Source organism: Gilliamella sp. B3367 (assembly GCF_026536825.1).
GTDB lineage: Bacteria > Pseudomonadota > Gammaproteobacteria > Enterobacterales > Orbaceae > Gilliamella > Gilliamella apicola_E.
This window is the reverse complement of sequence record NZ_JAFNNJ010000008.1, coordinates 1-18,973: the sequence shown is the minus strand read 5'-3', so window position 1 is coordinate 18,973 and position 18,973 is coordinate 1. Positions and strand designations below refer to the sequence as shown.

Sequence of the window (18,973 nt, the reverse complement as noted above, 5' to 3'; positions counted from 1 at the left end):
ATAGTTACCCCTAAAAATTATAATGATAATTTTTATTTTGCGAAAGGAGCGGGGGTTTTGCCAATTCTTTGGTAAAACTCGACGACAAATGCTTCGTAACGTTGATTAGCAACCGCATCACGAATTTCAGCCATTAAGCGTTGATAATAACGTAAATTATGGATGGTATTGAGTCTTGCCCCTAATATTTCTCCACATTTATCTAAATGATGAAGATACGATTTCGTGTAATTTTTACAGGTGTAACAATCACACTCAGGATCGAGTGGGGTCGTGTCATCTTTATATTTGGCATTACGTATTTTAATGACTCCATTAGTAACAAACAGATGCCCGTTACGTGCGTTACGAGTTGGCATCACGCAATCAAACATATCAATACCACGACGAACACCTTCAACTAAATCCTCAGGTTTACCTACACCCATTAGATAACGTGGTTTATCAGCTGGTAATTGTGGGCAAGTTCCTTCTAAGATACGATGCATATCGGCTTTCGGTTCACCCACCGCTAATCCGCCAACGGCATAGCCGTCAAAACCAATTTCGGTTAATCCTTTAATCGAGATATCACGTAATTCTTGATGTATACCGCCTTGTACTATACCAAATAAGGCATTTTTATTGCCTAATTCGTCAAAACGTTGGCGACTACGTTTTGCCCAACGTAGAGACATTTCCATTGATTTTTTGACATAGTCCCACTCGGCAGGAAACGGCGCACATTCATCAAAAATCATGACGATATCAGAACCAAGATCATATTGGATTTCCATTGAAATTTCAGGTGATAAAAAGATTGAATCTCCATTGATAGGATTACGGAAATAGACGCCTTCTTCTTTAATTTTACGAATATCACCAAGACTAAAAACTTGGAATCCTCCAGAGTCGGTTAAAATCGGGCCTGGCCACTGCATAAAATCATGCAAATCACCGTGCTTACGCATAATTTCTTGTCCAGGTCTTAACCATAAATGGAAAGTATTACCCAATAAAATTTGTGCACCTGTTGCAGCGACTTCTTCTGGGGTCATACCTTTGACGGTACCATAAGTGCCAACTGGCATAAATGCAGGTGTCTCAACTGTATATTCAACACCACGACGATCGAACTTCATTCGTCCACGACGAGCTAAGCCATCAGTATTATCTAGTTCAAATTTCATTTTTTTGTGTTAACCTCTTGCGACCAAATAAACAGTTTGGCGCTAATTATTGATATAATACGCTATCGTATTATTTTTGCGGTGCGTAGTTTATCGTGCTAAACCTAAATAGACAATATCTATAAGGATCTTTGAGCTTTTGAAATATATTATTTTCTTATTTGTAGTAATGTTAGTTGGATGTCAAAATCAAATACAGCCAACTATCATTTCATCTGAACGAATTAAAACATTATCTGACTCTGATATATTAGCTATTAGCCAACAAGCTTGCATTGAAAATGATAAGAAGGCAATTATTGCACCCGATTATCATTTTCTTAGTAATAGATTATCCAATCTTACCAATAAGTTACCTAGAAAAATAAATAATATTGAATTAAGTTACAAAGTTTACCTTGATAGTGAACCTAATGCTTGGTCTACAGCTAATGGTTGTATTCGAATAAATAGTGGATTGATGAAATTACTTGAAGATGATGAGTTACAAGCAGTGATTGCTCATGAACAGGCTCATATTGCACTAAAACACGGAATAAGTTTATTTAGACAAGCGCCTTATATTGAGATTACTGATAAATCCAATGAAATAGTGATTATGGTAAAAGAAGAAATTTCCCATCAATATGAGGTTGAAGCAGATAATTATGCTTTTGATTTATTAGTTAAGGAAAAAATAGATCCCAAAGGATTGGTTAATATGCTAACAAAAATGCCAATTCATGCTAAAAATCAACCAACATCCCATCCAACTAATATAAATCGTATTAATAACATCACTAACAAGTTAAAGCATTATTAGTATTTTTATATTTTGCCAATTAAATTTAGGTAAAATTTAATTGGCTATAACTTATTTAGTAATTAGCATGGCATCACCATAACTAAAAAAGTGATATTTTTCGTTTACTGCATGTTGATAAGCTCGCATGGTATTTTCATAGCCAGCAAATGCAGAAACTAACATTATTAAAGTGGATTCAGGTAAATGAAAATTAGTAATAAGTGCATCGATTACTTTAAAATCAAAACCTGGATAAATAAATATCTGAGTATCTTCAAAAAAAGGTGCAATTTTGCCAGATTGTTTTGCTGCACTTTCCAACGCTCTGACTGATGTTGTACCGACAGCAATGACCTTATTTCCTCGGGCTTTGCATTCTAAAACTGCTTTCACAACTGATTCTGGTACTTCTGCATATTCAGCGTGCATGATATGCGTTTCAATATTTTCAACTCTTACTGGTTGAAATGTACCTGCACCGACATGCAACGTTACAAATTCCATTTCGACACCTTTGTTTTTAAGCTTTTCTAATAAAGGCTCATCGAAATGAAGACCTGCTGTTGGCGCAGCAACTGCACCAGGCACTTTACTATAAACAGTTTGGTATACCTCACGATCTTGATCTTCATCAGGTCTATCTATGTAAGGTGGTAAAGGGATGTGTCCAATTTCATTTAAAATTTTAAGTACATCATCAGGAAATTGTAATTCGAATAAAGTATCATGGCGAGCAAGCATGGTAACGCTAATATTATTTTCCTCACCTAAAATGAGTTCAGCACCTGCTTTAGGTGATTTAGATGCTTTTATATGTGCAAGAGCTCGATTATCTTCTAATAAACGTTCAATCAATATTTCAATTTTTCCACCAGATGCTTTTTTTCCATATATTCGAGCCGGAATCACTTTTGTGTTATTAAAAATAAGTAAATCCCCCTGATTGATGTAATCAGTGATATCAGTGAATACTTTATCTTCAATATGACCTGTACGGCTGTTAAGTGATAATAATCGGCATGAACTTCTTGTTTCTGATGGGTATTTTGCAATCAGTTCTTTTGGGAGTGTAAAATCAAAATCTGACAGTTGCATATTAGTGTTCCTCAAAAAATGAGGCACTAGTCTAAAGTGCTAATAATGACTAAGCAAGTAATTATTTGTTGATTATTATTAAATTTGCGTTAAAATTCAAAAAATCTAGCTTTAAGTTAGAAAAAAGTAAAATTTGTTAATATAAGGAAAAGAGTATGAAAAAACATCAAAAAACTTTGCTTGTTGCACTACCTTTAGTTGCAGCTATGTCGTTAGCTGGTTGTAAAAACATGAGTGCTAACGATTTAACTAGTCTTGGCATGAAAGGTTTGAAAGCGGCAACACTCAGTGATAATGATGTGAAAGCATTAAGCCAAAAATCATGTGCACAAATGGATGCTCAATCAAAAATTGCTCCAGCTAAAAGTGCTTACGCTAAACGTTTAAATAAAATTGCCAAAGCTCTTGGTAATAATATAAACGGTACACCAGTTAACTATAAAGTATATATTACTAAAGATGTTAACGCATGGGCAATGGCTAACGGCTGTGTACGTGTTTACAGCGGTCTAATGGATATGATGAATGACAACGAAATCGAAGGTGTTTTAGGTCATGAATTAGGTCACGTAGCTTTAGGTCATAGTAAAAAAGCAATCCAAGTTGCTTATGCTACAGAAATTGCTCGTGATGCAGCAGCAGCATCAGGTAATGCAGCAGTTGCTAAATTATCTAAATCAAGTATTGGTAAATTAGCAGAAAAAGTTATCAATGCTCAATTCTCACAAGCTCAAGAACAAGAAGCGGATAACTTCTCATTTGATTATTTAATCAAGAGAAAAATTAATCCAGCTGGTCTTGCAACAGCATTTGATAAATTAGGTGGCGGTGAATCATCAATTTTAAGTAGCCATCCATCTTCATCTAAACGTGCACAAAATATCCGTAATAAATTAGCTGAATTAAAAAGATAATTAATTCATATTACTGGTTAAATAAAAAGCGCCAATTCTGGCGCTTTTTTTATTTGTATCTAATTATTGCTTATAACTAGATAGAAAGTTACCAAAGCGATTAATAGCATCTTCAAGATCACCGGTATGTGGCAGTGCAACAATTCTTACATGATCGGGTTTGTGCCAATTAAAGCCACTGCCTTGCACTAACAATACTTTTTCTTGTAATAAAAAATCTAATACTAATTTTTGGTCATTGTGAATATTAAACTTTTGTTGATCCAGCTTTGGAAACAGGTATAACGCGCCTTGTGGTCTGGTGCATGAAACGCCCGGAATCTCATTTAACAACCGCCAAGCTAACATACATTGATCATATAAACGGCCACCGGGCACAATAAATTCATTTATGCTTTGATATCCGCCTAATGCGCCTTGAATAGCATGTTGTAATGGCACATTGGCGCATAAACGCATCGAGGCGAGCATATTTAATCCTTCAATATAGCCTTTTACATGCTGTTTAGGTCCACAAAGCGCCATCCAACCTTGTCTAAAGCCTGCTACACGATAAGTTTTTGATAAACCGCTCATAGTAACAACAAATAAGTCAGGAGCAAGGGCCGCAATCGAATGATGAACGGCATCATCGTATAAAATCTTATCGTAAATCTCGTCTGCAAAAATAAGCAAATTATGTTGGCGAGCAATTTCGGCAATCTCAAGTAACACTTCTTTGCTATAAACTGCGCCGGTTGGATTATTAGGATTAATGATCACAATCCCTTTAGTTTTGGGGGTGATTTTTCGTTTTATATCCTCTAAATCTGGTGACCAGTTGGCCTCTTCGTCACACAAATAGTGAACGGCATTGCCACCGGATAAACTAATTGCCGCTGTCCATAATGGGTAATCAGGCATAGGCACTAAAACTTCATCTCCGCTATTAAGTAGTGCTTGCATCGATTGCACAATCAGTTCCGACACACCATTGCCGATATAGATATCTTCAATATCTAAATTGGTAATTCCTCTGGCTTGATAGTGTTGCATAATGGCTTTACGAGCTGAGTAAAGCCCTTTTGAATCGCAATATCCTTGCGCAGAAGGTAAATTACGAATGACATCAACCAATAATTCATCAGGGGCGGCAAAACCAAAAGGGGCGGGATTTCCAATATTGAGTTTAAGGATAGTTTGACCTTCTTCTTCAAGTCGTTTTGCATGATCTAAGATAGGTCCACGAATGTCGTAACAGACATGATCCAATTTATTGGATTTTTGGAAATTTATCATAACTTCGCCCTTTCAATTTATTCTAATGATATTTTTATTTTTGTTGAAAAAAACAATCTACTCCTATTTCGATAATTTTTGAAGATGTTATTATAATCAACTCAATAAATATCTTTTAATTGTGTGAATTTTGTGCGGAGTATGTGATGAAAACGATCTTAACTGTCATAGGAAAAGACCAAACCGGAATAATTGCGGGAATTAGTCAAAAGCTGTTTGAATTAGATATTAATATCTTAGATGTGAGCCAAACGATTATGGATGAATATTTTACCATGATTATGTTGCTTGATTTATCCAAAATAAAAGTCTCGTTTGATGAAGTGAAAACTTCATTAACGCAAACAGGTGATAGACTCAAGGTTAAAGTCAATATTCAACGAGAAGAGATTTTCGATGCTATGCATCGTTTGTAATTTCAATTCTAATTCTACATTTCTTATTTAAGGATAGGACTAATGGAAACAAAACAGATCCTCGAAACAATTAAAATGATTGAGGAAGAAAAACTTGATATCCGCACAATAACCATGGGAATTTCTCTCCTTGATTGTATCGATAGTAATGGTGAGAAAGCTCGCCAAAAAATTTATGACAAAATAACGACATTAGCTAAAGATCTTGTCAAAGTAGGGGATCAAATCACTTCCGAATTTGGCATCCCTATTATCAATAAACGTATTTCCGTCACGCCAATGTCATTAATTGCCGGCGCCAGTGATGATAAAGATTATGTTGCATTTGCTAAAACCCTTGATAGTGCAGCTAAAGCCGTTGGCGTTAATTTTATTGGTGGGTTTTCTGCTTTAGTACAAAAGGGCTATCACAAAGGTGATGAGATTTTAATTAAATCCATTCCGCAAGCGCTGGCTCAAACTGAGCGGGTGTGTGCATCGGTCAATGTTGGCTCAACTCAAACCGGTATCAATATGGATGCGGTTAAGCAAATGGGGCAAATTATCAAACAAGCGGCAGAGTTAACCGCTGATAATAGCAGTATGGCATGTGCAAAATTAGTTGTATTTGCCAATGCAGTTGAAGACAACCCTTTTATGGCTGGCGCATTTCATGGTGTTGGTGAAGCCGATTGTGTGATCAATGTCGGCGTTAGTGGACCGGGCGTTGTTAAACGTGCGCTTGAGAAAGTAAAAGGTCAACCTTTTGATGTGGTTGCAGAAACGATTAAAAAAACTGCTTTTAAAATTACCCGTATGGGGCAATTAGTTGGAAAAGAAGCATCAGAGCGCTTAGGTGTGAAATTTGGTATCGTAGATTTATCGCTCGCACCGACGCCGGCGATTGGTGATTCGGTTGCGCATATTTTAGAAGAAATGGGACTGGAAGTTGTCGGCACACATGGCACAACGGCAGCTTTGGCGATGTTAAATGATGCGGTTAAAAAAGGCGGCGTAATGGCGTGTGGTCATGTCGGTGGTTTAAGTGGCGCCTTTATACCTGTTTCAGAAGATGCCGGCATGATTGATGCGGTTAATTGCGGGGCACTTAATCTGGAAAAACTCGAAGCCATGACCTGTGTGTGTTCAGTTGGTCTTGATATGATAGCCATACCGGGTGATACCTCCGCTGAAACGATTTCTGCTATTATTGCTGATGAAGCGGCAATCGGTGTCATTAACCACAAAACCACTGCTGTGCGGATTATTCCGGCTGTGGGATTAAAGGTGGGTGATAATATTGAGTTTGGCGGATTACTCGGTCATGCTCCTGTGATGCCGGTGAGTAAATTCAGTTCATTTGATTTCATTCATCGTGGCGGACGAATTCCGGCACCAATTCACTCTTTCAAAAATTAAATAACCTTCTACATTTATTGTGATTCTGTCTATTAAATTGCTAATAGCAGAATCACAATTGTCTAACTATCTAACTATCTAACTATCTAACTTGGTATAACTATTCTCAGATATTTCTCGCATTTTTTTAGCGATAACTTTTATCCCTATGATGTGCAATTTTATGGATATTTTTTGGTATCAAATCCAATAGTCTGCGCTGTTTTAATTTCCTAAAATCAATGACATCAAATAATTACTGTATGAGTTAGTCATCAAAATCAGCCCGATTTAAAAATGACTAACGACATAATGATGGAGGATGAAATGGAAAATGAATCTAATAACCAGCTGTTTTGTAACGATCTGATTGTGTTAGATAGAGACTTCCAAAATTCAAATCAATTTTTTGATTTTACTTTTTCAATTCTACAACGTGGTGGTTATGTTAATCCAACATTCTTAGAAGCGATTAAACACCGAGAGTCTTTATTTCCGACCGCTTTACCGACCAAACCTTATGTGGTGGCAATGCCACATACCGATATCGAACATGTTATTAGACCATTCATTTTCTTTACTCGAGTGAAAGGAACAATCCCTTGGTGTGAAATGGCAAATAATGATCATGTTTTAGATGCTAATTTTATCTTTCTATTGGGATTTAACCAAAAAGATGGACATATTGATTTATTACAAAAATTGATGTCCTGCTTGGTAAATTCATGTTTTTTAGAGGCGCTATATCAGGCAAAAACAGAACATGAAGTTTTTAACTTATTGACGTCAAATATCCATTTATAAGGAGGCATTATGAAAAAGGTTATTGTTGCATGTGGGAGTGGAGTGGCCACATCACAAACGGTTGCAAGTAAGGTGACACGCTTATTAAAAGAGAGAAATCTTAATGATATTAAAGTGGAAGTTGTCGATCTTAAGTCGGTTGATTCTCACATTAAAAACAGTGCGGCATACATTGCCATTACCAAAATTGAGAAAACATATCCTATCCCGGTTATTAATGGCATTGCTTTTTTAACCGGAATAAATATGGATGCAGAACTGCAAAAAATTATCGATGCCTGCAAATAGGAGTGTAATTATGGACTTTCTTGGAACAGTTATAAATTATATTTTGAATTTAGGTGCACCGGTATTTGTACCTATCATAATGCTCATTGCCGGCTTAATTGTCCGTATGAAATTTCGAGACGGGGCATCGGCCGCTATTACCCTGGGTGTTGCGTTTGTCGGGATGAGTATGCTGATTGGTTTTATGGTTGGCGCAATAGGCGCTGCTGCACAAACCATGATGGAGCGAACCGGCATTGAGCTCAGTATTGTTGACGGTGGTTGGACAACAATGGCAAATGTTTCGTGGGCTTGGCCATATGCTTTTTTAATGTTTCCACTGCAAGTAGGCGTCAATATCTTAATGTTGGTATTGAAAAAGACCGATACGTTTAATGCTGATTTATGGAATGTATGGGGTAAAATTTTTACTGCCTTTATTGTTGTTGCCGTAGCAACGCCACTTGTGGGCGGAATAATTGCGCTGATATTGGCTTTTGTTGTTGCAACGTTGCAAATTATTTTAGAGCTCAATTCCGGTGATATTAATCAGCATCGAATCGAAAAGTTAACCGGTATTCCGGGCGTAACTTGTACGCACCGAATGCTATTTTTCAGTGCCATTTATTATCCTTTTGATCTTCTATTACGCAAAATCCCAGCTTTGAATAAGCCAATGGATGCAGCAACCTTGCGTTCTAAACTAGGGGTATTTGCTGAAAATCACGTCATCGGATTTTTATTAGGTGTCATTTTTGGGATTATTGCTGGTTATGATGTGGCGGCCATTTTAATGCTAGGAGTACAAGCGGCGACCGCTTTAATGCTGTTCCCGATGATCTCAAAATTATTTATGCAGGCGCTATCCCCGATTTCCGAAGCGATCAGCGATTATATGAATAAACGCTTTGCCGGTCGTAAACTGTTTGTGGGTCTTGATTGGCCGTTTATGGGGGGAGCAAGTGAAATCTGGTTTACTTTAATTGTCGCCATTCCTATCACCTTAATTTGGGCAGTGATTTTACCCGGCAATAAAATCTTACCATTTGCCGGCATTATTAATATCGCACTGGTTGTGCCAGCTTATATTTTAACCAAAGGCAATACATTAAGAATGGTGATTTTAGCTATCATCGGTGTGCCATTTTTTCTGTTTGTCGGAACGCAATTTGCGCCAATTATTACCGATTTAGGCTTAGCCACTAAGGCGATTGATATTCCAAACAACCAACTTATTTCTAACAGCTCTATTGATGCACCTGTCTTTACTTATGCATTTTCATTTATTTGGCAATGTTTACAAGGCTATTTTGTTCCATTGATATTGGCTATTTATTGGTGCACTGGCTATTTCTTTTATGCACGTGAACTGAAAAAAGAGGCACAACAAGATAGTGTTGATCTGAAAATAGATGAGTAAAACTGGACTATTTGTAAACAGGTAATTAGTACAAACTGATGGTAATGCTCGTTATCATCAGATAACGAGCAAGAGGCTAATAATTATATGGTTGTTGATAAAAGAATTCATGCTGTTTTAAATGCATTAATTCAAAATCCAAGTGTCAGTGGCGTAGAGCTGCAAAATAAATTTGGGTTAACCCGTAAACAGCTTAGTTATACCTTAAAAAAGATTAATGATTTTCTTGAATCATCAAATCTTGAATTAATTAAACGATTTAAAACCGGAAAATTTAGCATTCCTAAAGTCGTGATTGAAACCTTTAGAGACGAACCCGTCTCGCTTTCTATTGGTCGATATATCTATTCAGAAGATGAAAGAGTACATCTACTGCTATTTTTTTTATTAACCAGAACTGAGCGCTTGTCATTAATTCATCTCTCCTCAGCGCTGACCGTTAGCCAAAATACGGTGATTAATGACATTAAAAAAGTGCAAACCCTGCTCGATCAATACCATATGCAGGTAACTTATGATCGTGAAAATGGTTATCGCATTGTTGGCACAGAAATTAATAAGCGCTATTTATTATTAAAGTTAATTCACCGCATCATTAATATGCCAATAGCCGATAAAATTTTTCGGCACAATAAGATTATTACTCAAGGCCGATTAGAACAAGTCGGACAAGTGTTTAGTGAAATTGAACGAAAATTAAAAATTGTTTTTACCGATGAACAACTGCAAGAATTAACCTATTTTATTGGTTTTATGCTACACCGAATTGAAACCAACAAAAAAATAGAGTTATTGCCGGAAAACTATACCGATGTAGCAAACAGTCGTGATTTTCAATTAATGAAAAAATTAATTGAACGCTTTGGCATTACCGATCTGAATGAGCAGATTTTTTTAACGGTATTGGTACAAAGTTCCAATATCCAAACATTATCAGACAAATATTTTCATCTCGATGCCGTGTTATTAGAGAGTGCAGTTGAAGTTATCGATAATTTTGAACAGATCAGCTGTATTACCTTTCAGGACAAAAGTGAATTAATTGAACGTATTTATCAACACTGGAAACCGGCCTATTATCGCATCCGTTACCATATCACCAACATCAACAGTGTTTACGATATTGTTTTGCAAGAGTTCGGGCATTTACATGAAATGGTACGTAAAGCCATAGCGCCATTTGAAAAAATACTGCATTGTAATATGCCGGATGAGGAAGTGGCGTTTATTACCGTTTTATTAGGCGGCTGGTTAACACGAGAAGGGCTAATTAACCAAATTAAAACAAAGAAAATTGCCATAGTTGTTTGTGAAAATAGCGCCACAGTCTCTACTTACTTATATTTGACTTTACAGGTGTTGCTTCCGGAACTTCACTTTTCTGATGCCATGTCTAAACGAGAGTTTGAAAAGTATAAACACTATTATGACATTGTTTTTTCAACCTCCCATTTATCCACCGATAAACTGCTCTTTATTGTTAACCCTTCGTTGAATAATTTGCATAAAAATGCATTACGTAACCAAGTTATTGGCACATTACAAGGGATTGACCCAAGCATTATCCAAGTTGAAGAACTAATGTTAATTGTTGAAAAGTTCACCCATATAAAAGACAGAAAGGCGCTACAAAAAGAGCTTACCGCCTACCTGTATAATGATGAACTCAATGACAATCCGCTACGAATCAACCAACAAGAGATCCCTTCGCTGGCGGATTTAATGCAAAAAGAGCATATCTACCTTGCCCAAACAGCCGATATTTCATGGCAACAGGCACTGGAATTAGCGGCTAAACCACTATTAAACGGACAATTTATTGAACGTTATTATCTGGAACGAATGATCAATAAAATCCAATTTGAACAGCCCTACATTATGCTCGTTGAAGGGTTAATTATTGCGCATGCCGGTATTGATGATGGTGTCAATCAAGTTGCCATGTCGCTACTTAGGTTACCCGACAAAATCGATATTGGTGGCTATATGCAAGCCGATTTAATTGTAGTGCTAGCGACCAACAATCCACAAAAACATCTTAAAGCATTGGCGCAATTAAATGAGCTATTAGAACTTCATGACGGTTCAACCCATTTACGCCAAGCCAAAAATAATCAAGAAATTTGGGAATTATTTGCCCGCTATCAATGAATATTTTGCCTAAAAAGGAGTGTTAAAATGTTAGAGATTCAAAAACAATATGTTGTCGATATGGCTAAGAAATCCAGTGAATGGGGACTTTGTAAACATAAAGCAGGTAATTCAAGTGTTCGGGACAAACAGACCGGCTATGTGCTAGTTACCCCAACAACCATTGATAAACAACTATTAACAGCACGTGATATTGTGGTTATGGATCTAGATGCTAATGTGATTGAAGCGCAATCCGGATTAAGACCGACTAGTGAATGTTTGATGCATTTGGAAATTTATAAGGCTCGTCCGGATGTGTTTGCCGTTTCACACACCCACTCAATTTTTGCAACGGCATTTGCGGTATTAGCAAAGCCCATTCCGGCAGTTGTTTATGAGTGTGCTATTTTGAATTTAAAAGACGGCGTGATTCCGGTTGCGCCATATGGTCGCCCTGGTACACCGGAACTGTCAACTAGTGTCATTGAGCCAATTAAGCGAGCCGATGCCATTTTAATGGAAAAACATGGCGCCATTGCGGTGGATAAAGATCCTTATGAAGCGGTATTAAAAGCGGCCTACATTGAAGAAATGGCAGAGATTTATTACCACGCATTGTTGATTAATGGCGGTAAAGATCCGAGTGGATTCCCGCCGCAAGAGTTACAAAGTTGGGCATATCCTTCCCAAATAAAATTTAAACAATAGGGTAGGTGGATAATGAAAGAGAGGAAAAGTCACGCTTAAATGACAGAAACAAACAAGTTAATAAATCCGCCAACACTGTTAGCGGATTTATTTTTTTAAGACATCTGAATATATTCATTCATATATTTTAAAATATAAGCCATTGAAACAGCGCCCGGATCCATATGACCAATAGCACGTTCACCTAAGTTTTTAGCTCGACCAAATACCGCTATCATCTGTTTGGTTTGCTCTGCGCCTTCCATTGCTGATTGGGCAATTTTAGGTAACGCCTCTTTCAAGGGTAATTGGCATAATTCATTTGCGCTGGTTGCCGCAGCTGCTAAAGCATCAACCATGGTCTTATCACCCGGTTTAGCATTGCCTCGTTGATAGACAGCTTGCCAACCTTGATTAAGTAGTGTTGCTAATGTGCTGGTATTAAATTCTGCCTCACCAATAATACTTTTACCACCAGCTCTAAATAAAGTGCCAAATATTGCACCGGAAGCCCCGCCCATACTGGTCATTAATTTTGTACCAACTTGATTGAAAAAATCACCAATATCATTTGGCTTAAACTGATTGTCTTGTAACAGTACTATTAATGTCGCAAATCCTCGCTTCATACCAATACCATGATCGCCGTCGCCAACAATTTGATCTAAAGCGGTTAATGTTGGCTCACTTTCCACCATTTTTTCGGCGACAAATAACATCATTTTACGTAGTTGTGACAAGTTCATTCTATTTTCTCCATCCTAAGGTTTGGCAAGGTAGGTCATAAAGGTGTTGTAACTGCTGATCTAATTTCATTAAGGTGATCGAAAAGCCGGACATTTCCAATGAGGTACAAAAATGGCCAATGGCAATATCATGGCTGATTATGCCTCGTGAATCGAGTTCAATACCGACTTTTCTGGCAATGATTAAAAGTTCGGTATTACTCATCGCACCTAAGTTATTAATCAGTACGCATACCCGATCGGCACGCACAAAAGGTAGATCGTCACACAATCTATCTATCATCTCTTTAACCACATCGTCGGTGGAGGTCATTGTTTGACGGCGTAAACCGGCTTCACCATGAATACCGATACCAATTTCAATTTCGTTATCTGCCAGTTCAAAGTTAAAGTTATTCGACTGAGGCAAAGCGCAACCATTGAGCGCTACACCGATAGTGCGTACGTTATTATTGGCTTTTGCTACGACTTGATAAAGCTGGTCAAGATCATATTTTTCCAATTGCGCTGCTGCGCCGGCTATTTTATAAAGAAACATAATACCGGCAACGCCCCGACGATCTGAGATTTTAGAAAGCGGAGCAGAAGCAATATCATCGGTTGCGCGAATGGTTTTGGTGGTAATATTTTCTTCGGCTAAAATTTCGGCAGCAATATCAAAATTCATCCCGTCCCCGGAATAGTTACCATATAAAAATAGTGCGCCATGACCTTGATGTGTGGTTTTGGTCACTTCAATTATTTGATCAGGTGAGGGCGAGGTAAACACTTCGCCAAGAGCACAGCCGTCAATGCTACCTTTACCGATAAAGCCGGCAAAAGTTGGCTCGTGACCGCTTCCGCCACCGGAAATAACCACAACTTGATCATCTGTGATGTGATTGCCATAAACGGCAAAGTAGTTTGGAATTGCAGTGAGTTTGCCATTATATCCATATACTAAGCCTTGCATCACTTCTTGCCTGACATTGTTAGGATCGTTGAGTAATTTTTTAGGTTTGCGCATTTGCTTTTCCTCTTTATTAAGCATAATTAACCAGCGATATTTTAGGAAAAACAAATAATTGAAACGAATAAAATTAATGACAAATAATATCCCACTAATTGCGCATCATCGGGATGTAAATTTAAAGTGTCTTGCAAAGCATATATTGCAACATGAGTCCTTGAAAAAGGATATATCGACATTATTTATATATAAATTAGTTAGCAAAGCAAATTATCTTTATTATTGGTAAACAAGTTTTTGGAGTGTTGGGTGTTTGACGATAAGCACCTTCGATAATCAATTATGAAATCAGAATCCTACTTTCAACGTTTTAGCGGTATTGCAAGGCTCTATGGTGAAGCAGCATTAACGCAATTTTCTCAAGCTCATATTTGTGTCATTGGTATTGGTGGTGTTGGGTCATGGGTGTCCGAATCTCTTGCGCGTAGTGGTATTGGGCAAATTACCTTAATTGATATGGATGATGTGTGTATCACCAATACTAATCGACAAATTCATGCGTTAAATATCAATATTGGTAAAGCTAAAACTGCTGTTATGGCTGAACGAATTTTACAGATCAATCCTCAATGCATCGTCAATGTCATCGATGATTTTATCAATCCGGATAATGTTGCAAATTATTTAGGGTCGAAACAAAACCCTCGCTTCAACTTTATTATTGATGCCATTGACAGCGTGCGTGATAAAGCTGCACTTTTAGCGCACTGCAAGCGAAATAAATTAAAAGTTATCACCATTGGTGGCGCTGGCGGGCAAAAAGATCCGACCAAAATTAAAATTGCTGATTTAGCTAAAACCATTCAAGATCCGTTAGCGGCTAAATTGCGTGAGCGCTTAAAAAATGATTATAAACTCAATAAAGATAGTAAAGGTAAGTATGGCATAGCGTGTGTTTTCTCGACTGAACAGTTAATTTATCCAGCTCCAAACGGTCAGGTTTGTTCAACTAAAAATCAAGCTGAAGGTAGTAAGAAAATGGATTGTCAGTCCGGATTTGGCGCTATTACTACCGTGACAGCGACTTTTGGTTTTGTGGCTGTGAGTTATATATTAGATAAGTTAATTAATGTTTGATTTTTAATTCAATTTAGCTAAAGAAACAATTTTGCTTCCTTTAGCTAATTAATTATATTTTTTAAAAATCTTCAAATTTAATTCGCTTAAAGTAATAATAAATTTTGTTCTTTTAAAGAACATTCATTTTTTGTTAAATATCTTATTGTATTAAGTAAAAAACTGATTTACGATATTCCACAATTTCGTTTTGCTATTACAAATATGTTCAAGGAAGACGCCAAACGATCCCAGTTTATTTTTTAATTTTCAAGGAGAAATCTATGGCAGTAACCAATATGAATGAGTTAAATGAGTTAATGACTCGAGTGAAAAAAGCTCAAGAAACTTATTCTACTTATACTCAAGAGCAAGTTGATAAAATCTTCGTAGCAGCAGCAACAGCTGCAGCCGCAGCTCGAATCCCTCTTGCACAGCAAGCTGTTGCTGAATCAGGAATGGGAATTGTTGAAGATAAAGTTATCAAAAACCTATTTGCTGCTGAGTATATTCTTAATAAATATCGCAATGATAAGACTTGTGGTGTTATCGCTGAGAATGAACCATATGGGACCATTACTTTAGCTGAACCGTTAGGGATTATTTGTGGTATCGTTCCAACAACAAACCCAACATCAACTGCAATCTTTAAATCATTAATTAGCTTAAAAACTCGTAATGCTATCGTATTTTCACCTCATCCACGCGCTAAAAAATCTACCATTGAAGCAGCTAGAATTGTGCTAGATGCTGCAATTAAAGCTGGTGCTCCAAAAGATATTATTGGTTGGATTGATGAACCATCTATCGAATTATCTAATGCATTAATGCATCATGATAGTGTGTCAGCTATCTTAGCTACTGGTGGTCCAGGTATGGTTAAGGCAGCTTATAGTTCTGGTAAACCAGCATTAGGTGTTGGAGCAGGTAATACTCCTGTAATTATTGATGAAACAGCTGACTTAAAACGTGCTGTTGCATCAGTATTGATGTCTAAAACATTCGACAACGGTATGATTTGTGCCTCAGAACAAGCTATTGTGGTTGTTGATTCTGTTTATGACGAAGTTCGTAGTTTATTAAAACAATATGGCGCTTATATTTTAAATGCTAAGGAAACCAAAGCTGTTCAAGGTATTATCTTAAATGATAAAGGTGCTTTAAATGCTAATATCGTTGGTCAACCAGCGACTAAAATTGCTGAATTAGCTGGATTTAAAGCGCCGGCAGGTGCAAAAGTGCTTGTTGGTGAAGTGAGTAAAGTTGACTTATCAGAACCATTTGCTCATGAAAAACTTTCTCCAACTTTAGCTATGTTTAAAGCTAAAGACTTCAATGAAGCAGTAGATAAAGCTGAGAAATTAGTTGAAATGGGCGGTATGGGTCATACTTCTGTTCTTTATACTGACCAAGATAGCAATCGTGATCGTGTTGCTTATTTCGGTAGTAAAATGAAAACATGTCGTATTTTAATTAATCAACCAGCTGCTCACGGTGGTATTGGTGATTTATATAACTTTGATTTGGCGCCATCTTTAACACTAGGATGTGGTTCTTGGGGTGGTAACTCGGTCTCAGAAAATGTCGGTCCGAAACACTTAATCAACAAGAAAACAATCGCTAAGAGAGCAGAAAACATGTTATGGCACAAATTACCAAGTTCTATCTATTTTAAACGTGGCTCACTTCCAGTTGCTTTAAATGAAGTAATTGAACAAGGTGCCAAACGCGTATTTTTAGTAACCGATAAATTCTTATTTAACAATGGTTACTCAAAACAAATTACCGATCAACTTGAAGAACGTGGTGTAATTTGTGAAACTTTCTTTGATGTTGAAGCAGACCCAACATTAAGTGTTGTTCGTAAAGGTACTGACTCAATGATAGCATTCCAACCGGATACTGTTATTGCTTTAGGTGGTGGTTCTCCAATGGATGCCGCAAAAATTATGTGGGTACTTTATGAACATCCAGAAACAAAATTTGATGAATTAGCATTGCGCTTTATGGATATCCGTAAACGTACTTGTCATTTCCCTAATATGGGTAAAAAAGCCAAATTAATTTGTGTGACAACTACTTCTGGTACAGGTTCTGAAGTTACACCGTTTGCGGTAGTAACAGATGATGCAACTGGCCAAAAATATCCATTAGCTGATTATGCAATTACACCAAATATGGCAATTGTTGATGCTAACTTAGTAATGAATATGCCTAAATCACTTTGTGCTGCAGGTGGTTATGATGCGGTAACTCATGCCTTAGAAGCTTATGTGTCAATTATGGCAAGCGAGTTCTCTGATGGACAAGCATTACAAGCATTGAGCATATTGAAAGCATATCTACCTAAAAGCTATAAAGAAGGGGCTAAAAACCCAGTTGCTCGTGAAAAAGTGCATAGTGCTGCAACGTTAGCTGGTGTTGCATTTGCTCAAGCATTTTTAGGTGTTTGTCACTCTATGGCTCATAAAATTGGTGCTGCATTCCATATCCCTCATGGTGTGGCAAATGCAATGCTGATTAGTAATGTTGTTCGCTTCAATGCAACAGATAAACCAACTAAACAAGGTACATTTAGCCAATATGGTTATCCTCAAGCCGTTAGACGTTATGCTGAAATTGCTGACCACTTAGGCTTAACTGCTGCATCAGATAAAGACGAGAAGAAAGTTGAAAAATTAATTGGTTGGTTAGATCAATTAAGAAAAGATCTTGAAATTCCATTCTCTATTAAAGAGTTTGGTATTGATGAAAAAGCTTTCTTAGCTCAAGTTGACCAACTTGCAGTTGATGCATTTGATGATCAATGTACAGGTGCTAACCCTCGTTATCCTTTAATTGCAGAATTGAAACAAATTCTACTTGATACTTATTACGGTCGTGCATATCAAGATAAAGGTGATATCAGCGAAGATGTAGCAGTACATACAGCAGCTAAAGGTGTTGCTTCAACTAAGAAAAAAGCAACGACTAAAAAAGCGACAAAAAAGAAATAATTTAACACATTATTTTTGATTAAATAAAAACCTGAAATAGTCTATATTTCAGGTTTTTTTTATATTTTTGATTTTTTTTTAAGCAAACAATAAAAAAAATGTTTTTTTTGCTTGCAAGGTTAAATGTTCTAGTCCATAATGCGCAGCACTTAGGCCGGCTTAGCTCAGTAGGTAGAGCAACTGACTTGTAATCAGTAGGTCGCCAGTTCGATTCCGGCAGCCGGCACCATTTTCCTAAGTAAACAGTTTATAATGATTCGGGGTGGGGTTCCCGAGCGGCCAAAGGGAGCAGACTGTAAATCTGCCGTGTCACACTTCGAAGGTTCGAATCCTTCCCCCACCACCATTATCTAACATTAGCAATTGCTAATTGAAGCATTTAGGTAGCCGAGTTTGAACATGCGGGCATCGTATAATGGCTATTACCTCAGCCTTCCAAGCTGATGATGCGGGTTCGATTCCCGCTGCCCGCTCCAATTGCTGATATAGCTCAGTTGGTAGAGCGCACCCTTGGTAAGGGTGAGGTCGGCAGTTCAAATCTGCCTATCAGCACCATTCTTGTTACTTTCCTAAACTTCTAAAAAAATTATATTTGATAGCTTTAAAGCTTGTCACTAGATGGCTTTATCTGTTATTATGCAAAGCTAATTTTAAATTAGTATTATGTTAAAACTAAATATGATACTTGGTTAATGTGGTGATTCACCACCGATTTGTATTACATTGAGGGACTATAAATGTCTAAAGAAAAATTTGAACGTACAAAACCCCACGTTAACGTTGGTACAATCGGCCACGTTGACCATGGTAAAACAACTTTAA

General features: G+C 37.2%; 17 protein-coding genes and 4 tRNA genes. 16 read left to right on the top strand and 5 right to left on the bottom strand.

Annotation, left to right across the window (positions count from 1 at the left end; genetic code table 11):
- Positions 1 to 32 precede the first annotated feature (32 nt).
- A complete protein-coding gene (gene tgt, locus J3U23_RS10405) occupies positions 33 to 1,169 on the bottom strand; it encodes a tRNA guanosine(34) transglycosylase Tgt (protein WP_267339199.1) in 1,137 nt (378 codons plus the stop codon).
- Between the two features lie 139 nt (positions 1,170 to 1,308).
- Between tgt and J3U23_RS10400 the strand changes: the two genes are divergently transcribed.
- The gene (locus J3U23_RS10400; RefSeq protein ID WP_267339198.1) at positions 1,309 to 1,971 is read left to right on the top strand and encodes a M48 family metalloprotease; all 663 of its coding nucleotides are present in this window, start codon (positions 1,309 to 1,311) and stop codon (positions 1,969 to 1,971) included.
- Positions 1,972 to 2,022: 51 nt separating this feature from the next.
- On the opposite strand, the gene queA is transcribed toward J3U23_RS10400, so the two are convergent.
- Entirely contained in the window at positions 2,023 to 3,048 is a 1,026-nt protein-coding gene (queA, locus tag J3U23_RS10395) for a tRNA preQ1(34) S-adenosylmethionine ribosyltransferase-isomerase QueA (RefSeq protein WP_267330976.1), read from the bottom strand.
- Between the two features lie 155 nt (positions 3,049 to 3,203).
- On the opposite strand from queA, the gene J3U23_RS10390 reads away from it, so the two are divergent.
- On the top strand, positions 3,204 to 3,962 hold the full coding sequence (locus tag J3U23_RS10390; RefSeq protein WP_065735063.1) for a M48 family metalloprotease: 759 nt from the start codon (positions 3,204 to 3,206) through the stop codon (positions 3,960 to 3,962).
- Between the two features lie 63 nt (positions 3,963 to 4,025).
- Here the strand turns inward: J3U23_RS10390 and J3U23_RS10385 are convergent, their stop codons facing one another.
- A complete protein-coding gene (locus J3U23_RS10385; RefSeq protein WP_065735064.1) occupies positions 4,026 to 5,240 on the bottom strand; it encodes a pyridoxal phosphate-dependent aminotransferase in 1,215 nt (404 codons plus the stop codon).
- 146 nt (positions 5,241 to 5,386) lie between these two features.
- Here J3U23_RS10385 and J3U23_RS10380 point away from each other — a divergent pair, with 146 nt between their 5' ends.
- The 7 genes from J3U23_RS10380 to J3U23_RS10350 all read left to right on the top strand — a co-directional run bounded on the left by J3U23_RS10380 (position 5,387) and on the right by J3U23_RS10350 (position 12,365).
- Entirely contained in the window at positions 5,387 to 5,656 is a 270-nt protein-coding gene (locus J3U23_RS10380; RefSeq protein ID WP_065562050.1) for an ACT domain-containing protein, read from the top strand.
- A 42-nt stretch (positions 5,657 to 5,698) separates the two neighbouring features.
- Positions 5,699 to 7,054, top strand: coding sequence for a PFL family protein (locus J3U23_RS10375; protein WP_267339197.1), 1,356 nt, complete (start codon positions 5,699 to 5,701; stop codon positions 7,052 to 7,054).
- 306 nt (positions 7,055 to 7,360) lie between these two features.
- Positions 7,361 to 7,837 (top strand): PTS sugar transporter subunit IIA, encoded by a 477-nt coding sequence (locus tag J3U23_RS10370; protein WP_267328982.1) that lies wholly within the window; start codon positions 7,361 to 7,363, stop codon positions 7,835 to 7,837.
- Between the two features lie 9 nt (positions 7,838 to 7,846).
- On the top strand, positions 7,847 to 8,125 hold the full coding sequence (locus tag J3U23_RS10365; RefSeq protein ID WP_220218834.1) for a PTS sugar transporter subunit IIB: 279 nt from the start codon (positions 7,847 to 7,849) through the stop codon (positions 8,123 to 8,125).
- Between the two features lie 10 nt (positions 8,126 to 8,135).
- Entirely contained in the window at positions 8,136 to 9,524 is a 1,389-nt protein-coding gene (locus J3U23_RS10360; RefSeq protein WP_220218835.1) for a PTS galactitol transporter subunit IIC, read from the top strand.
- An 87-nt stretch (positions 9,525 to 9,611) separates the two neighbouring features.
- Positions 9,612 to 11,675, top strand: a complete 2,064-nt coding sequence (locus tag J3U23_RS10355; RefSeq protein WP_065562055.1) for a BglG family transcription antiterminator — start codon at positions 9,612 to 9,614, stop codon at positions 11,673 to 11,675.
- A gap of 27 nt (positions 11,676 to 11,702) precedes the next feature.
- Positions 11,703 to 12,365 (top strand): class II aldolase/adducin family protein, encoded by a 663-nt coding sequence (locus J3U23_RS10350; protein ID WP_267339196.1) that lies wholly within the window; start codon positions 11,703 to 11,705, stop codon positions 12,363 to 12,365.
- Positions 12,366 to 12,460: 95 nt separating this feature from the next.
- Here J3U23_RS10350 and dhaL read toward each other — a convergent pair whose 3' ends face one another.
- Positions 12,461 to 13,090, bottom strand: coding sequence for a dihydroxyacetone kinase subunit DhaL (gene dhaL, locus J3U23_RS10345; RefSeq protein ID WP_267330979.1), 630 nt, complete (start codon positions 13,088 to 13,090; stop codon positions 12,461 to 12,463).
- A gap of 1 nt (position 13,091) precedes the next feature.
- Positions 13,092 to 14,096, bottom strand: a complete 1,005-nt coding sequence (locus tag J3U23_RS10340; protein ID WP_267339195.1) for a dihydroxyacetone kinase subunit DhaK — start codon at positions 14,094 to 14,096, stop codon at positions 13,092 to 13,094.
- A 285-nt stretch (positions 14,097 to 14,381) separates the two neighbouring features.
- On the opposite strand from J3U23_RS10340, the gene tcdA reads away from it, so the two are divergent.
- The 7 genes from tcdA to J3U23_RS10305 form a co-directional block, all read left to right on the top strand.
- Positions 14,382 to 15,176 (top strand): tRNA cyclic N6-threonylcarbamoyladenosine(37) synthase TcdA, encoded by a 795-nt coding sequence (gene tcdA / locus J3U23_RS10335; protein ID WP_267339194.1) that lies wholly within the window; start codon positions 14,382 to 14,384, stop codon positions 15,174 to 15,176.
- 263 nt (positions 15,177 to 15,439) lie between these two features.
- A complete protein-coding gene (gene adhE / locus J3U23_RS10330; protein ID WP_267339193.1) occupies positions 15,440 to 18,151 on the top strand; it encodes a bifunctional acetaldehyde-CoA/alcohol dehydrogenase in 2,712 nt (903 codons plus the stop codon).
- Between the two features lie 153 nt (positions 18,152 to 18,304).
- Positions 18,305 to 18,380, top strand: a tRNA-Thr gene (locus J3U23_RS10325).
- 32 nt (positions 18,381 to 18,412) lie between these two features.
- Positions 18,413 to 18,497: transfer RNA gene (locus J3U23_RS10320), tRNA-Tyr, on the top strand.
- A gap of 55 nt (positions 18,498 to 18,552) precedes the next feature.
- Positions 18,553 to 18,627, top strand: a tRNA-Gly gene (locus J3U23_RS10315).
- 3 nt (positions 18,628 to 18,630) lie between these two features.
- Positions 18,631 to 18,706, top strand: a tRNA-Thr gene (locus J3U23_RS10310).
- Between the two features lie 182 nt (positions 18,707 to 18,888).
- The coding region (locus J3U23_RS10305; RefSeq protein ID WP_010312103.1) for a GTP-binding protein at positions 18,889 to 18,973 on the top strand (85 nt) is incomplete at its 3' end.

What these genes read in the sequence shown, in the direction of transcription:
- tgt (WP_267339199.1), bottom strand. Translation starts at nt 1,169, where the DNA reads ATGAAATTTGAACTAGATAATACTGATGGCTTAGCTCGTCGTGGACGA.
- queA (WP_267330976.1), bottom strand. Translation starts at nt 3,048, where the DNA reads ATGCAACTGTCAGATTTTGATTTTACACTCCCAAAAGAACTGATTGCA.
- J3U23_RS10390 (WP_065735063.1), top strand. Translation starts at nt 3,204, where the DNA reads ATGAAAAAACATCAAAAAACTTTGCTTGTTGCACTACCTTTAGTTGCA.
- J3U23_RS10385 (WP_065735064.1), bottom strand. Translation starts at nt 5,240, where the DNA reads ATGATAAATTTCCAAAAATCCAATAAATTGGATCATGTCTGTTACGAC.
- J3U23_RS10380 (WP_065562050.1), top strand. Translation starts at nt 5,387, where the DNA reads ATGAAAACGATCTTAACTGTCATAGGAAAAGACCAAACCGGAATAATT.
- J3U23_RS10375 (WP_267339197.1), top strand. Translation starts at nt 5,699, where the DNA reads ATGGAAACAAAACAGATCCTCGAAACAATTAAAATGATTGAGGAAGAA.
- J3U23_RS10370 (WP_267328982.1), top strand. Translation starts at nt 7,361, where the DNA reads ATGGAAAATGAATCTAATAACCAGCTGTTTTGTAACGATCTGATTGTG.
- J3U23_RS10365 (WP_220218834.1), top strand. Translation starts at nt 7,847, where the DNA reads ATGAAAAAGGTTATTGTTGCATGTGGGAGTGGAGTGGCCACATCACAA.
- J3U23_RS10360 (WP_220218835.1), top strand. Translation starts at nt 8,136, where the DNA reads ATGGACTTTCTTGGAACAGTTATAAATTATATTTTGAATTTAGGTGCA.
- J3U23_RS10355 (WP_065562055.1), top strand. Translation starts at nt 9,612, where the DNA reads ATGGTTGTTGATAAAAGAATTCATGCTGTTTTAAATGCATTAATTCAA.
- J3U23_RS10350 (WP_267339196.1), top strand. Translation starts at nt 11,703, where the DNA reads ATGTTAGAGATTCAAAAACAATATGTTGTCGATATGGCTAAGAAATCC.
- dhaL (WP_267330979.1), bottom strand. Translation starts at nt 13,090, where the DNA reads ATGAACTTGTCACAACTACGTAAAATGATGTTATTTGTCGCCGAAAAA.
- J3U23_RS10340 (WP_267339195.1), bottom strand. Translation starts at nt 14,096, where the DNA reads ATGCGCAAACCTAAAAAATTACTCAACGATCCTAACAATGTCAGGCAA.
- tcdA (WP_267339194.1), top strand. Translation starts at nt 14,382, where the DNA reads ATGAAATCAGAATCCTACTTTCAACGTTTTAGCGGTATTGCAAGGCTC.
- adhE (WP_267339193.1), top strand. Translation starts at nt 15,440, where the DNA reads ATGGCAGTAACCAATATGAATGAGTTAAATGAGTTAATGACTCGAGTG.